This window comes from Pseudomonas sp. GW821-FHT02A08 (assembly GCF_059422045.1).
Window position 1 is genome coordinate 200,255 of sequence record NZ_JBWKWD010000005.1, and the last position, 13,958, is coordinate 214,212.

Here is a 13,958-nt window from a genome sequence, read left to right on the forward strand (position 1 = left end):
CTGTAGGAGCGAGCCTGCTCGCGATGGACGTTAACGATAACGCGTGCTGTCTGAGTAAACGCGTTGCCTTGACGTCTTTCGCGAGCAAGCTCGCTCCTGCAAAATCCGCGCAGAGAATTGATTCGCCATATTTCAGTGGCTGTTTATACTGCAAGCGACCACGCCGCACTCAGTTGCGCACAGACCAATTCCAATAAAAATTCTGCCCGGCCCGCTCTCATCGAGAACGGTCGTCGGCCTGCGTATGCCTGATCACAGCGTCAAGACTACCGACAGAGACCTTGCGCATGCCACTCGCTTTGCTTGCCCTCGCTGTTGCCGCCTTCGGCATCGGCACCACCGAATTCGTCATCATGGGTCTTTTGCCCGATGTCGCCCGTGACCTCAGCGTGAGCATTCCCGATGCCGGATTGCTAATCACCGGCTACGCCCTGGGCGTGGTTTTCGGTGCACCGATCCTCGCGGTCGGCACCGCCAACATGCCGCGCAAGGCCACTCTGCTGGGCATGACGCTGATGTTCATCCTCGGCAACATGCTCTGCGCGCTCGCGCCGAACTACGCCACGCTGATGGCCGCGCGCGTGATCACGGCACTGTGCCACGGCGCATTTTTCGGCATCGGTTCGGTGGTGGCCGCCGGGCTGGTGGCCCCCAACAAACGAGCTCAGGCGATTGCCATGATGTTCACCGGCCTGACCCTGGCCAATGTGCTCGGCGTGCCACTGGGCACCGCACTCGGGCAATACGCGGGCTGGCGCTCGACCTTCTGGGCGGTGTCGGTGATCGGGGTTCTGGCGGCGATTGCGCAATGGATCTGGCTGCCGAAAAGCATCGCGATGGATAAGGCCAACCTGGCCAGCGAGTTCAAGGTGTTGGGCAAGGCCAACGTGCTGCTGGCCCTGGGCATGAGCGTGCTGGCCTCGACCAGCCTGTTCAGTGTGTTCACTTACATTGCGCCAATCCTGCAGGACATCACCGGCGTCAGTCCCCACGGCGTCACCATCATGTTGCTGTTGTTCGGCGTGGGTTTGACCGCCGGCAGCATGCTCGGCGGTCGTCTGGCGGACAGCCGCTTGCTGCCTTCGCTGGTGGGCATGGCGCTGGCGGTGCTGGTGGTACTGGCGGCGTTCACGCAAACCAGCCATTCGGTGATCCCGGCGGCAATCTCACTGGTGTTGTGGGGAACGTTTGCCTTCGCGCTGTGCCCGATCCTGCAACTGCTGATCATCGATCAGGCCCACGAAGCGCCCAACCTGGGTTCGACCCTGAACCAGAGCGCCTTCAACCTGGGCAACGCGGCCGGCGCCTGGATCGGCGGGCTGGTGGTAGCCAGCGGCGCCGACCTGGCGGACCTGCCCTGGACCGGCGCACTGGTCAGCGGGCTGACTGTGGTGACTGCGTTGTTCTTCATCTATCGCCAGCGTCGTGGTGCGGCTGCACTCGATGTGGTGGGCTCAATATCACCTTGATGGTTTTCTGATCCGTTGCGGATCTGGCGCCTCGCTCCGATCCGCCGACTGCTTCGGCGACCCGCTTTCGCTGCGAATCTGCGCATGGCTGATCAGTGCGAAAATAAAACTGCCTCCGATGATATTCCCCGCCAGCGTCGGCCCGGCGAACACCAGCCAGAAATCACTCCACGGCAACTCACCGGCAAACACCAGATACGAAACCTCCAGCGAACCGACCACGATGTGGGTGAAATCCCCCAGCGCCATGAGGTAGGTGATGAGGATGATGATCCACATCCTGGCGCTCTCCATGGACGGGATCATCCAGACCATGGTGGCGATCATCCATCCGGAAACGATGCCCTTGGCGAACATCTGGCTGGTGTGGTTCTCCATGACCTTGCGACCGATATCGAGGAAGGCGACATCGGTCTTGCTGTCGAAAATCGGCAGCTCCAGCATCACGTACGCCACCAGCAAGGTGCCGCAGAGGTTGCCGACCAGCACCACCGTCCACAGCCGTAGCAGCCGGCCGAAGTTGGTCAGTGTCGGCTTGGTCATTACCGGTAGTACGGCGGTCAGGGTGTTTTCGGTGAACAGTTGCTGACGGGCCAGGATCACGGCGAGAAAACCGGCGCAATAACCGAAACTCGCGATCACCTTGAATCCTTCGCCATCCGGCAGGCGCGAATTGAGCAACCCCATGCCCATCAGCGACAGGCCCATGGTCAACCCCGCCGCCAGCGCCGACCACCACAACGCGGCAATGCTGCGGTCCAGTTCCTGATCGCCCTGGGTACGGATGATCTCGTGCAGCACCGCGGCGCGGGGCGGCTGGCTCTTTTCGACTTCGTGCTCTTCGTGCGCCGAAAGGTTCGGGGTCTTGCCGTCTTGTGCCGAGTTCATGGGATGCGCAACCGGTGGCGGGCTATTTAGCTACGACACGCGGGGTTCACGACTGTTCAGTAGGCAGACAATTCTTCGGTGAATACAGAACCGCTTTCGCGAGCAAGCCCGCTCCCACATGGACGGCGCTGTACCTGTGGGAGCGGGCTTGCTCGCGAAGAAAGCAACGCCGATGTTACTGACCGCCGTCATCATCCTGGAACTGGTCCTTGACGTACTTGATCTCGGTCCGGCCGTGTGGCGCCGGCAAGCCGTCTTCACCGAGGTTCACGAACACCATTTTTTCAACGGTGAGGATGCTCTTGCGGGTGATCTTGTTGCGCACTTCACACGTCAGGGTGATCGAAGTGCGGCCGAATTCGGTCGCCGTGATGCCCAGTTCGATGATGTCGCCCTGGCGCGAAGCGCTGACGAAGTTGATTTCGGAAATGTACTTGGTGACCACACGCTGGTTGCCCAACTGAACGATGGCGTAGATCGCCGCCTCTTCGTCGATCCAGCGCAGCAGGCTACCGCCGAACAGCGTGCCATTGGGGTTGAGGTCTTCGGGCTTTACCCATTTGCGGGTGTGGAAATTCATGTTCACTCCTGAGCGTCTTGCCGAATGATGCTGACCATCATGGCAGAGCCCGACCTGGAGCTCTATTGAGCATCGTCTATGGTCGCGATTACCGTTCGGACATTGACTGACAGAAACGCTTTGGAAGATCAGCATAGCCCGCTATAATCGCCCCCGTTTCAAAACGGTCATCTTCAATTGCTACCGTTTCCCGCCACCTGTCCGAGGGGCGCTGCAGCAGGTTCGACCTGTCAGGCTCGGATGGGGCGTTGCCTGGCCTTCACCGGCCGGACACTAAACGCACAACGGCGCCCATTCGCATACATTACGAATGGAGGCTCTTCATGAGCGCTGTCAACACGCCTGCAGATTTTACCGACTACAAAGTCGCCGACATGTCCCTGGCTGCCTGGGGCCGTCGCGAAACCATCATCGCCGAGTCCGAAATGCCAGCCCTGATGGGTCTGCGTCGCAAGTACTCCGAAGAGCAACCGCTCAAGGGCGCGAAGATCCTCGGCTGCATCCACATGACCATTCAGACTGCCGTACTGATCGAAACCCTGGTTGCCCTGGGTGCCGAAGTGCGCTGGTCGTCCTGCAACATTTTCTCGACTCAGGATCAGGCCGCCGCTTCCATCGCCGCTGCCGGCATCCCGGTTTTCGCCTGGAAAGGCGAGACTGAACAAGAGTACGAGTGGTGCCTGGAGCAAACCATCCTGAAAGATGGCGCGCCTTGGGACGCCAACATGATCCTCGACGACGGCGGCGACCTGACCGAGCTGCTGCACAAGAAGTACCCAGCCGTTCTGGACCGCGTCCACGGCGTGACCGAAGAAACCACCACCGGCGTTCACCGCCTGCTGGACATGCTGGCCAAGGGCGAGCTGAAAATCCCGGCCATCAACGTCAACGACTCGGTGACCAAGAGCAAGAACGACAACAAGTACGGCTGCCGTCACAGCCTGAACGATGCGATCAAGCGCGGCACCGACCACCTGCTGTCCGGCAAGCAAGCGCTGGTCATCGGCTACGGCGACGTGGGCAAGGGTTCGGCCCAGTCCCTGCGTCAGGAAGGCATGATCGTCAAAGTCTCCGAAGTCGACCCGATCTGCGCCATGCAAGCCTGCATGGACGGATTCGAACTGGTTTCGCCGTTCATCGACGGTATCAACACCGGTACCGAAGCGAGCATCGACAAGGCGCTGCTGGGCAAGATCGACCTGATCGTGACCACCACCGGCAACGTCAATGTTTGCGATTCGAACATGCTCAAGGCCTTGAAGAAGCGTGCTGTTGTCTGCAACATCGGCCACTTCGACAACGAAATCGACACCGCTTTCATGCGCAAGAACTGGGCATGGGAAGAAGTGAAGCCGCAGGTTCACAAGATCCACCGTACCGGCGCTGGCGATTTCGACCCACAGAACGACGATTACCTGATCCTGCTGGCCGAAGGCCGCCTGGTTAACCTGGGTAACGCCACCGGCCACCCGAGCCGCATCATGGACGGTTCGTTCGCCAACCAGGTTCTGGCGCAGATCTTCCTGTTCGGCCAGAAGTACGCCGACCTGTCGCCAGCTCAGAAGGCCGAGCGCCTGACCGTTGAAGTACTGCCAAAGAAACTCGACGAAGAAGTGGCCCTGGAAATGGTCCGTGGCTTCGGCGGCGTTGTGACTCAACTGACCAAGACCCAGGCCGACTACATCGGCGTGACCGTCGAAGGTCCGTTCAAGCCGCACGCTTACCGCTACTGATCGGTTCTGCTGCCTGCTCTCCCTGTGGGAGCGGGCTTGCTCGCGAAAGCGGTTTATCATTCAACATTAATGTCGACTGACCCACCGCTTTCGCGAGCAAGCCCGCTCCCACATGGGAAGTGCAAGCCTCACAGGCTTACGCGTTTTCAAGGGTATTCCCATGTCCCAAGATCGTCGCTACAGCTTCGAGTTCTTCCCTACGAAGACCGATGCTGGGCAAGAAAAGCTGCTCGCCACTGCTCGCCAGCTGGCCATTTACAACCCCGATTTCTTCTCCTGCACCTACGGCGCCGGCGGTTCGACCCGTGATCGCACGCTGAACACCGTGTTGCAGCTCGAAAGCGAAGTCAAAATCCCTGCCGCTCCGCACCTGTCCTGCGTGGGCGACAGCAAGGATGACCTGCGCGGCCTGCTGGCCCAGTACAAGGCCGCCGGCATCAAGCGTATCGTCGCCCTGCGCGGTGACCTGCCTTCGGGCATGGGCATGGCCAGCGGCGAAATGCGCCACGCCAATGACCTGGTTGAGTTCATTCGTGAAGAAACCGGTGATCATTTCCACATCGAAGTGGCCGCTTACCCGGAAATGCATCCGCAAGCGCGCAATTTCGAAGACGATGTAGCCAACTTCGTGCGCAAGGCCAACGCTGGCGCCGACAGTGCGATCACCCAGTACTTCTTCAACGCCGACTGCTACTTCTACTTCGTGGAACGCGTGCGGGCGCTGGGCGTGAACATCCCGATCGTGCCGGGCATCATGCCGATCACCAACTACAGCAAGCTGGCGCGCTTCTCCGATGCCTGCGGTGCGGAAATCCCGCGCTGGATCCGCAAGCAACTGGAAGCCTACGGCGACGACACCCAGAGCATTCAACGCTTTGGCGAACAGGTCATCACCGAGATGTGCGAGCAACTGCTGCAGGGTGGCGCTCCCGGGCTGCACTTCTACACCCTGAACCAGGCTGAAGCGAGCCTGGCAGTGTGGAACAACCTGAAGTTGCCGCGTTAAAAGTCGTTAACGCACGATTAAAAGATCGCAGCCTGCGGCAGCTCCTGCAACGGAATGTTTAATCCCGCAGGAGCTGCCGCAGGCTGCGATCTTTTGCTTTCAACGCACTATTAATGTGCGGCAATCCACGGAGTTAGAGCATCTGCGGTCAGTTTCTGGCTCTTTCCGGTTTCTCGTCGTAATCTCAGCTCATGCCTTTGATCACGCAACTAATCACAGTGCTTGTCTTCACTTGCCTGAGCTTCACCGCCCGGGGCGAGAAGCTGCGCATTGTCACGGAACCCTGGGCGCCCTACGTATACGAAGACAACAACGGCAAATCCCTGGGGCTGGACTACGAAACCACCGCCATTGTCTTCAAGCGCCTGGGCATCGAAGTGGAGTGGCAGTTCCTGCCATGGAAACGCTGCCTGTCGATGCTGGAGTCAGGCCAGGCCGACGGCGCGCTGGACATCTTTCACAGCGATGAACGCGACGCAACCCTGCTCTACCCCAGCGAGCCACTGTCTGAAGTCCAGTTCGTAATGTTCTACGCCAATGAACGGCCCCATCCGTTTCGCACCCTCGATGACTTGCAAGGCCTGACCATCGGCACCTCGCCGGGTTACCTGTACAGCAAGGACTTCAGCGATTCGACGCTGTTCACCCGCGAGCCGGCCCCGACCCATGAAGCCAACTTCGGCAAACTGGTACGTGGGCGGATTGACCTGCTGATTACCGATCGCCGCGTCGGCCAGCATTTGCTCGACGAACTGGGCATCCGCGACAAGATCACCGAAAACCCCACGATCATCAGCCAGCAAAGCCAGTTTCTCGCGGTGCGGCGCAATGCGGGCATGGATCTGCTGGTGCAGCGCTTCGGCGCCGAACTCAAACGCTTCAAACGCGAGCCCGCCTACGCTGAACTGAGTGCCCGCTACGGCGCGGAACCGGCAGCCAGCGTGAAGGCTGAAAAGGCCACGGCTGCCGCGGAAAAAACCGTTGAGCAGCAGGAAAGCGGCGCGCAGTGATTGCTCTGTTATACTCCGGCCTTCCCGCCAGGCTCACGCCCGGACGCTCGGAACCGTTAAAGGCATCTCAACCCCGCTACTGCGCAGCTTTCAGCCCGCGCGAGCGCTTGCAGACGAGCCTTCGAGACCCAGCAGGACCGGACGGGATTGCGTCCTCTTAAACGCGATTCGCGCCAGGCAAGACTCCCATTGGGCCAAGCCCTAACTAGAACAGGATTACTCATGTCCTTTGCTTCCCTCGGTCTCTCCGAGGCTTTAGTCCGCGCCATCGAGGCAGCGGGCTATACCGAGCCTACTCCGGTGCAACAGCGGGCCATTCCCGCCGTGTTGCAAGGTCGCGACCTGATGGTCGCGGCACAGACAGGTACTGGTAAAACCGGCGGCTTCGCCCTTCCGATTCTGGAACGGTTGTTTCCCAACGGTCACCCGGACAAATCCCAGCGTCACGGCCCGCGCCAACCGCGCGTACTGGTCCTGACCCCGACTCGCGAACTCGCAGCCCAGGTGCACGAGAGCTTCAAGGTCTATGCCCGTGACCTGAAGTTCGTCAGCGCCTGCATCTTCGGCGGTGTCGGCATGAACCCGCAGGTTCAGGCCATGTCCCGTGGCGTAGACGTGCTGGTGGCCTGCCCTGGCCGCCTGCTCGACCTGGCCGGCCAAGGCAGCGTCGATCTGTCCCACGTGGAAATCCTCGTGCTGGACGAAGCCGACCGCATGCTCGACATGGGCTTCGTCCATGACGTGAAAAAGGTCCTGGCCCGTCTACCGGCCAAACGCCAGAACCTGCTGTTCTCGGCAACCTTCTCCAAGGACATCACCGACCTCGCCGGCAAGCTGCTGCACAACCCGGAACGCATCGAAGTCACGCCGCCGAACACCACGGTCGAGCGTATCGAACAACGCGTATTCCGCCTGCCGGCCAGCCACAAGCGTTCGCTGCTGGCGCACCTGATCACAGCCGGCGCCTGGGAACAGGTACTGGTGTTCACCCGCACCAAGCACGGCGCCAACCGCCTGGCCGAGTACCTGGACAAGCACGGCCTGAGCGCCGTCGCGATCCACGGCAACAAGAGCCAGAACGCCCGCACCAAAGCCCTGGCCGACTTCAAGGCCGGCACCGTGCGCATCCTGGTGGCCACCGACATCGCCGCTCGCGGCCTGGACATCGACCAGTTGCCACACGTGGTCAACTTCGAACTGCCGAACGTCGATGAAGACTACGTGCACCGTATCGGTCGTACCGGCCGTGCCGGTCGTTCGGGCGAGGCGATCTCGCTGGTAGCCCCGGACGAAGAAAAACTGCTGAAAAGCATCGAACGCATGACCAAGCAGAAAATCGCCGACGGCGACCTGATGGGCTTCGATGCAAGCACCATCGAGGCGGAAAAGCCTGAAGTGCGCGAGCGTCCGGACATGCGCAACCCACGCAATCCACGTGGCCCGCGCGGCGACGGTCCGAACGGCAGCGGTGGCGGCGGCGGTCGCAAGGACAAAGGCAAGGACAAGGGCAAGGAGAAACCGGCCGGCGAGCGCCCTGCCCGTCAGCAAAAGCCACGTGAAGGCACTCCGGCTCGCGAACAGCGTCCGTCGCAGCCTCCTCGTGCCGCCGCTGACCGTGCTCCGGACGAGTTCCTGGACGACGATATCGATAACTTCGGTAACCGCGTCGACTACGTACCGCAGCAGAAACCCGCACAAGGCCGTGGTCGCCGTCCGGGTGCTCCGGCACAGGGCACCGCGGCAGGTTCGGGCGCTCCACGTTCCGGCAAGCCACAAGGTCGCCAGAACGGTCCGCGCAACAGCGATGGCGCCAGCACCGGCACCCCACCGGCCAAGCGTAGCGGTCCTCGCAGTGGCGCACCGCGCGACGGCCAGGCCCGCCGCGAAGATTCGCGCAATCGCCGTCCGGCCCGTGACGACCAGCCGCGTTCGGAACCTGCCGTGCAGAACCCGCGCGGCCCCGCGCCGAAGATCATGCACAAGGAGTCGAAGGCTGACCGCTTCCCGACACCTGAGCAACTGGATCAACTGCCAAGCCGTCCTCGTGGTGAAAAACCAGCGCTGCTGACCCGCAATCGCTGAGTTATCGCTGCAATGAAAATGCCCCGGTTCGAAAGAGCCGGGGCATTTTTTTGATCAGTACAAAACCCTGTGGGAGCGGGCTTGCTCGCGAAGAGGCCAGTACATTCAGCCTGGATGTTAGCTGACCCGACGCCTTCGCGAGCAACCCCGCTCCCACAGTGGATGTGTAGCGTCGATGAAATTTCGTCAGCCCTAAAAAAACGCCCCGGATCGCAAGATCAGGGGCGTTTTTATGTCGGGCGCGAAAGTTACTTCGCTTTGACACCTTCAAAGGTCACGTACATCTCAACCGCATCGGACTGTGGACCCAGGTCCATCATCTTGCCGAAATCGGAACGCTTGAGGCTGAAAGTACCCTCAAAGCCTGCACGGTAGCCGCCCCATGGATCCTTGCCTTCACCCAGGAAAGTGGCCTTGACCACGATTGGCTTGGTTACACCGAGGATCGTCAGGTCGCCAGCCACGTCAGCAGTGTCCTTGCCAGCGGCGTTTTTGCCGGTGGGTTTGACGCTGGTGGAAACAAACTTGGCTTTGCTGGCGTTCAGGAAGTCTTTGCTGGAGATGTGCTTGTCACGTTCAGCGTTGTTGGTGAAGACGCTGGCGGTGTTCACGTTGAACTCGATCTTGCTGTCTTCAGGCTTGGCAGCGTCGAAGCTGAACTTGCCGTCGAGGTCCTTGAAAGTACCGGTGATGTAGCTGTAGCCCAGGTGACTGATCTTGAAGTTGACGAAGGCGTGCTGGCCTTCCTTGTCGACGGTGTAGTCAGCCGCCATCACATTGGCGGACAGAACAGCAGAGCCGATTGCCAGAGCGGCGAGAGTCTTTTTCAACATGCTTTGTTTTCCTTGGGAGTCGAGGTTGAATTTCAGGCTTTGCGACCCAGCATTCGCTTGAGGGTCACATCACGGTCGATAAAGTGGTGCTTCAATGCTGCCAACGCATGGAGGCCGGAAAAAATTACCAGCACCCACGCCAGGTAGAGGTGAATCGCACCGGCGTTATCTGCCTGGTCCGGCAGCCCGGAAACCAGGGCAGGCACTTCAAACCAGTCAAACACCGGAATCCCGGCACCTTCTGCGGTGGAAATCAGGTAACCGGCAATCATCACAGCGAACAGACAGAAATACAGAAAGGCATGACCGAACATGGCGCCCAGTCGCGTCATGCGGCTGTAGCTGGCCAGGGTTGGCGGCGGCGGGCTGATGAAGCGCCACAACACGCGCAATACCATGACCCCCAGCAAGATCAAGCCAATGCTCTTGTGCAGATCCGGCCCGGCCTTGCGCCAAGGATCGTAATAACCGAGGTCGACCATCCACAGCCCGAGGGCGAATAAACCGAACACGGCCACTGCCACGCCCCAATGCATGAAGATGCTGACCCAGCCGTAGCGGGAGGTAGAGTTACGTAGCTGCATTGCCTAGATCCCTGTAAGTGCTGGCCCAAGACTATCGAGTTATCTATCGAATTAAAGCGGAAAATTTTGCTTTGAAATATCGAGAAATACGATCAAGAGTCTGAAACAGGCGAGTTAAGAAAAGATTAAAGGCCAATGTGTGTACAAAAACGTAGCCCAATTCAACAACACTTCTTACCAAAAGTTTATTCGTTTGTGTGCCCGGATTTCTCCGGGCATAAAAAAACGCGGCATTTACGCCGCGTTTTTTTGATCCCGGGGCTTATTACGCCTTGGTATCCGTTGCCGGGGTTGCAGCAGATTTGGCAGCCGGTTTCTTCGCCGGTTCGGCTTTCTTGGCCGGTGCCTTGGCCGGGGCTTTTTTCGCCTCGGTCTTGGGAGCCGGTTTCGCCGCAGCCTTCTTGGTCGGCTCGACTTTTGCCGGGGTTGCCGGCTTCGGTGCTTCGACCGGAGCCGGTGCAACAGCCGGGGCGGGTGCCGGCACAGGAACAGGTGCTACCGGCTCAGGTGCCTTGACTGGCTCTGGCTTCTTCTCGTCATCCGAGCCGCCGAACAGGTTGCTGAAGAAATTGCCTTTCTTCGCCGCCACCGCACCAGCGCCCGCCGCTGCGGCAGCCGGCCCCGCTTTCGCCGGTTCAAACGACTTGCCCGCCGCCAGGTCTTCAACCTGGCCGGCTGCACGTTGACCGGTACGCAGCGCGCCTTCCAGGGTGCCGGGGTACAGAGTGTCGGTGTGTTCGCCAGCGAAGGCTACGCGCTGAATCGGGCGTTCCCACAGGCGCCAGAACTTGCTGATCTGGCCCGGACCGAAGGCCAGGTAGGCGCCGCCGGTGGACGGGTCGCTGCTGTAGCGACGGATTTCATAACCGGTGAACGAACCGCGTGCCTGTGGATAGAACGCGTGCAGACGGATCAACACCTGATCGACCATCTGCTTGTCGCCGAATGCCTGCATCACTCGCGCATTGTCGCCGGAAAGGTTGATCACCACGTTGGCGCCACCCTTCAGGGCAGGCTCGATCCACAACATGCCCAGGCCGGCATTGCTGAAGATCTCGCCGGACATGCGCGCCTTGCTTTCCCACACCGGCGTCTTGAACTTCAGCATGATCTGGTCGCGCCAGCCGTAGTTGGTGCCCTTGATCGCCGCCAGGTGCTGGGCGTCCAGCGCCGGGGTCATCTGGATCTTGTTCAGGGCGCGCAGTGGCACCGCCAACACGACGTAGTCAGCCTGATAGCCGACGCTGTCGACTTTGACGGTCACGCCGTCCTTGTCCTGAATGATCGCCGAGACCGGGGCGTTGGTCTTGATGGTTTTCAGCTGCTTGACCAGGGCTTGGGCCAGCACCGGGCTGCCACCGACCAGGCGCGAAGCACGCAGGTCACGATCGGAGACGCCACGGTAGACGCGGCTCTGCTGCGCGAAGTACAGCAGCGACAAGCGCGAAGGTTCGTCGTAGCGGGTACGGATCTGCTGGTTGATCAACTGGCGGGCGGTGGCCGGCAGGTTCTGCTTGTCGAGCCAGCTCGACACGTTGATCTGATCCAGCGCGTGCAGCGTGTTGTTGGCGGCCGGGTTCAGCGGGTCGTCGATCGAACGCGCCAGATCGTCCACGGTCTTGTCGAAGCGCTTGAGCGCCTCGGCGGTGGCCGGTTGTTTGGTCGCCAGATCGGCGGCAGAGAAATACTCGCCATCGATCAGGTAGCTTGGGGTGCGCACGAATTCAGGGGCCGGCGTGGTGCTCAGCTTGAAGTTCGATACGTACTTGTTCAGCACCGGCTGGGTCTTGTCGTTGCCGATCCACTCGCTGGTGGCCATGCCGGAACGGCCGCCCAGGCTCGACCTGGCTTCCAGCAGGGTGACCTGCCAGCCCTTGCTCTGCAGCTCGTACGCGGCAGTCAGGCCCGACAGGCCGCCGCCGATCACGATCGCGGTTTTATCCTTGGCCAGCGCAGATACGCTGAACAGCCCCAACATCACCAGCGCACAGGCGCGCAGCCAACCGACAGACATTCAGCGAACTCCGGAATTACACGAGGAAAACAGCAGTTTTTGCGAGCCAGACGGCTCAAGAACCGCGAAGGATACGTCAGCCGTCAGGCACCTGCCAGCAACGTCTTTCGGCCTGAACGAAGTAGCTGATTCGACACAATGGGTTGTCCCCGTGGCACGCATTGCATAGGCTTGCCCGATTGTTTGTCCGCGCAGGTAACGGACCGCCTCCAGGAGAGTGAAAATGGGCCTGAATAATCAGTGGATGCAACGCGATCTCGCCGTGTTGTGGCATCCCTGCACCCAGATGAAAGATCACGAACAACTGCCGCTGATCCCGATCAAACGCGGGGAAGGCGTGTGGCTGGAAGACTTCGAAGGCAAACGCTACCTCGATGCGGTCAGCTCCTGGTGGGTCAATGTGTTCGGGCACGCCAACCCGCGGATCAATCAACGCATCAAGGATCAGGTCGATCAGCTCGAACATGTGATCCTTGCCGGCTTCAGTCATCAACCGGTGATCGAATTGTCCGAGCGCCTGGTGAAGATGACACCGGAAGGCCTGACCCGGTGCTTCTACGCCGATAATGGCTCGTCCTGCATCGAAGTCGCGCTGAAAATGAGCTTTCACTACTGGCTCAATCGCGGTCAGCCGAACAAAAAACGCTTCGTCACCCTGACCAACAGCTACCACGGCGAAACCATGGCGGCGATGTCGGTGGGCGACGTGCCGCTGTTCACCGAGACCTACAAAGCGCTGTTGATGGACACCATCAAGGTACCGAGCCCGGACTGCTACCTGCGCCCCGAGGGCATGAGCTGGGAAGAACACTCGCGCAACATGTTCGCCGCCATGGAGCAGACCTTGGCCGAAAACCACGACACGGTCGCGGCGGTGATCGTCGAGCCGCTGATCCAGGGCGCCGGCGGCATGCGCATGTACCACCCGGTGTACCTCAAGCTGCTGCGAGAAGCCTGCGACCGCTACGGCGTGCACCTGATCCACGACGAAATCGCCGTCGGCTTCGGCCGCACCGGGACGATGTTCGCCTGCGAACAGGCCGGCATCCGCCCTGATTTCCTGTGCCTGTCCAAGGCCCTGACCGGCGGCTATCTGCCGCTGGCGGCATGCATGACCACAGACGAAGTCTACAGCGCGTTCTACGACGACTACCCTACCCTGCGCGCCTTCCTGCACTCCCACAGCTACACCGGCAACCCGCTGGCGTGCGCGGCGGCCCTGGCGACCCTGGATATTTTCGAAGAAGACAACGTCATCGAGAACAACAAGGCCCTGGCCCAGCGCATGGCTTCGTCGACGGCGCATCTGGTCGACCACCCAAACGTGTCCGAAGTACGCCAGACCGGCATGGTGCTGGCCATAGAGATGGTCAAGGACAAGGCCACCAAAGAAGCTTATCCATGGCAGGAACGTCGTGGCCTGAAGGTGTTCCAGCACGCCCTGGAGCGCGGTGCTTTACTGCGCCCGTTAGGTAGCGTGGTGTATTTCCTGCCGCCGTACGTGATCACCCCGGAGCAGATCGACTTCCTTGCCGAAGTGGCCAGCGAAGGGATCGACATTGCGACCCGTGACAGTGTCAGCGTGGCCGTGCCGAAGGACTTCCATCCGGGGTTCCGTGATCCGGGCTGATTGATTTCACCTAAGCTTCAGCGCTGACTGGACTACCGTCATCGCGGGCAAGCCCGCTCCCACAAGGATTTGCACAGCACCTGTGCGGTCTCTTATACACATCAGACGCTGCCGACGACGCAAGCGGTG

General features: G+C 60.5%; 11 protein-coding genes and 1 riboswitch. Of the genes, 6 read left to right on the forward strand and 5 right to left on the reverse strand.

Going from position 1 to position 13,958, the window contains the following annotated elements; all coding sequences use genetic code 11:
* Positions 1-287 precede the first annotated feature (287 nt).
* Entirely contained in the window at positions 288-1,469 is a 1,182-nt protein-coding gene (locus tag AC07W4_RS06110) for an MFS transporter (RefSeq protein ID WP_495031844.1), read from the forward strand.
* On the opposite strand, the gene AC07W4_RS06115 is transcribed toward AC07W4_RS06110, so the two are convergent.
* On the reverse strand, positions 1,461-2,357 hold the full coding sequence (locus AC07W4_RS06115; RefSeq protein WP_495031845.1) for a formate/nitrite transporter family protein: 897 nt from the start codon (positions 2,355-2,357) through the stop codon (positions 1,461-1,463). The two genes, AC07W4_RS06110 and AC07W4_RS06115, sit on opposite strands and share 9 nt — an antisense overlap.
* 175 nt (positions 2,358-2,532) lie before the next feature.
* A complete protein-coding gene (locus AC07W4_RS06120) occupies positions 2,533-2,937 on the reverse strand; it encodes an acyl-CoA thioesterase (RefSeq protein WP_495031846.1) in 405 nt (134 codons plus the stop codon).
* Between the two features lie 197 nt (positions 2,938-3,134).
* Positions 3,135-3,237, forward strand: a riboswitch (S-adenosyl-L-homocysteine riboswitch).
* A gap of 23 nt (positions 3,238-3,260) precedes the next feature.
* On the opposite strand from AC07W4_RS06120, the gene ahcY reads away from it, so the two are divergent.
* The 4 genes from ahcY (at position 3,261) to rhlE2 (ending at position 8,768) form a co-directional block, all read left to right on the forward strand.
* Entirely contained in the window at positions 3,261-4,670 is a 1,410-nt protein-coding gene (gene ahcY / locus AC07W4_RS06125) for an adenosylhomocysteinase (protein WP_495031847.1), read from the forward strand.
* 160 nt (positions 4,671-4,830) lie between these two features.
* Positions 4,831-5,676 (forward strand): methylenetetrahydrofolate reductase [NAD(P)H], encoded by an 846-nt coding sequence (metF, locus tag AC07W4_RS06130; protein WP_008050265.1) that lies wholly within the window; start codon positions 4,831-4,833, stop codon positions 5,674-5,676.
* A gap of 191 nt (positions 5,677-5,867) precedes the next feature.
* Positions 5,868-6,686, forward strand: coding sequence for a substrate-binding periplasmic protein (locus AC07W4_RS06135; protein ID WP_495031848.1), 819 nt, complete (start codon positions 5,868-5,870; stop codon positions 6,684-6,686).
* A 222-nt stretch (positions 6,687-6,908) separates the two neighbouring features.
* The gene (rhlE2, locus tag AC07W4_RS06140) at positions 6,909-8,768 is read left to right on the forward strand and encodes an RNA helicase RhlE2 (protein WP_008050271.1); all 1,860 of its coding nucleotides are present in this window, start codon (positions 6,909-6,911) and stop codon (positions 8,766-8,768) included.
* Between the two features lie 248 nt (positions 8,769-9,016).
* On the opposite strand, the gene AC07W4_RS06145 is transcribed toward rhlE2, so the two are convergent.
* From AC07W4_RS06145 to AC07W4_RS06155, 3 genes are all read right to left on the reverse strand, one after another.
* The gene (locus AC07W4_RS06145; protein WP_495031849.1) at positions 9,017-9,601 is read right to left on the reverse strand and encodes a YceI family protein; all 585 of its coding nucleotides are present in this window, start codon (positions 9,599-9,601) and stop codon (positions 9,017-9,019) included.
* A gap of 32 nt (positions 9,602-9,633) precedes the next feature.
* On the reverse strand, positions 9,634-10,185 hold the full coding sequence (locus AC07W4_RS06150) for a cytochrome b (protein ID WP_495031850.1): 552 nt from the start codon (positions 10,183-10,185) through the stop codon (positions 9,634-9,636).
* A gap of 265 nt (positions 10,186-10,450) precedes the next feature.
* Complete coding sequence (locus AC07W4_RS06155; RefSeq protein ID WP_495031851.1) at positions 10,451-12,199, reverse strand: flavin monoamine oxidase family protein; 1,749 nt, start codon at positions 12,197-12,199, stop codon at positions 10,451-10,453.
* A 223-nt stretch (positions 12,200-12,422) separates the two neighbouring features.
* Here AC07W4_RS06155 and AC07W4_RS06160 point away from each other — a divergent pair, with 223 nt between their 5' ends.
* Complete coding sequence (locus AC07W4_RS06160; RefSeq protein WP_310056177.1) at positions 12,423-13,829, forward strand: adenosylmethionine--8-amino-7-oxononanoate transaminase; 1,407 nt, start codon at positions 12,423-12,425, stop codon at positions 13,827-13,829.
* The last annotated feature ends 129 nt before the right edge of the window (positions 13,830-13,958 follow it).

Coding starts and splice junctions, on each gene's coding strand:
- AC07W4_RS06110 (WP_495031844.1), top strand. CDS start 288: ATGCCACTCGCTTTGCTTGCCCTCGCTGTTGCCGCCTTCGGCATCGGC.
- AC07W4_RS06115 (WP_495031845.1), bottom strand. CDS start 2,357: ATGAACTCGGCACAAGACGGCAAGACCCCGAACCTTTCGGCGCACGAA.
- AC07W4_RS06120 (WP_495031846.1), bottom strand. CDS start 2,937: ATGAATTTCCACACCCGCAAATGGGTAAAGCCCGAAGACCTCAACCCC.
- ahcY (WP_495031847.1), top strand. CDS start 3,261: ATGAGCGCTGTCAACACGCCTGCAGATTTTACCGACTACAAAGTCGCC.
- metF (WP_008050265.1), top strand. CDS start 4,831: ATGTCCCAAGATCGTCGCTACAGCTTCGAGTTCTTCCCTACGAAGACC.
- AC07W4_RS06135 (WP_495031848.1), top strand. CDS start 5,868: ATGCCTTTGATCACGCAACTAATCACAGTGCTTGTCTTCACTTGCCTG.
- rhlE2 (WP_008050271.1), top strand. CDS start 6,909: ATGTCCTTTGCTTCCCTCGGTCTCTCCGAGGCTTTAGTCCGCGCCATC.
- AC07W4_RS06145 (WP_495031849.1), bottom strand. CDS start 9,601: ATGTTGAAAAAGACTCTCGCCGCTCTGGCAATCGGCTCTGCTGTTCTG.
- AC07W4_RS06150 (WP_495031850.1), bottom strand. CDS start 10,185: ATGCAGCTACGTAACTCTACCTCCCGCTACGGCTGGGTCAGCATCTTC.
- AC07W4_RS06155 (WP_495031851.1), bottom strand. CDS start 12,199: ATGTCTGTCGGTTGGCTGCGCGCCTGTGCGCTGGTGATGTTGGGGCTG.
- AC07W4_RS06160 (WP_310056177.1), top strand. CDS start 12,423: ATGGGCCTGAATAATCAGTGGATGCAACGCGATCTCGCCGTGTTGTGG.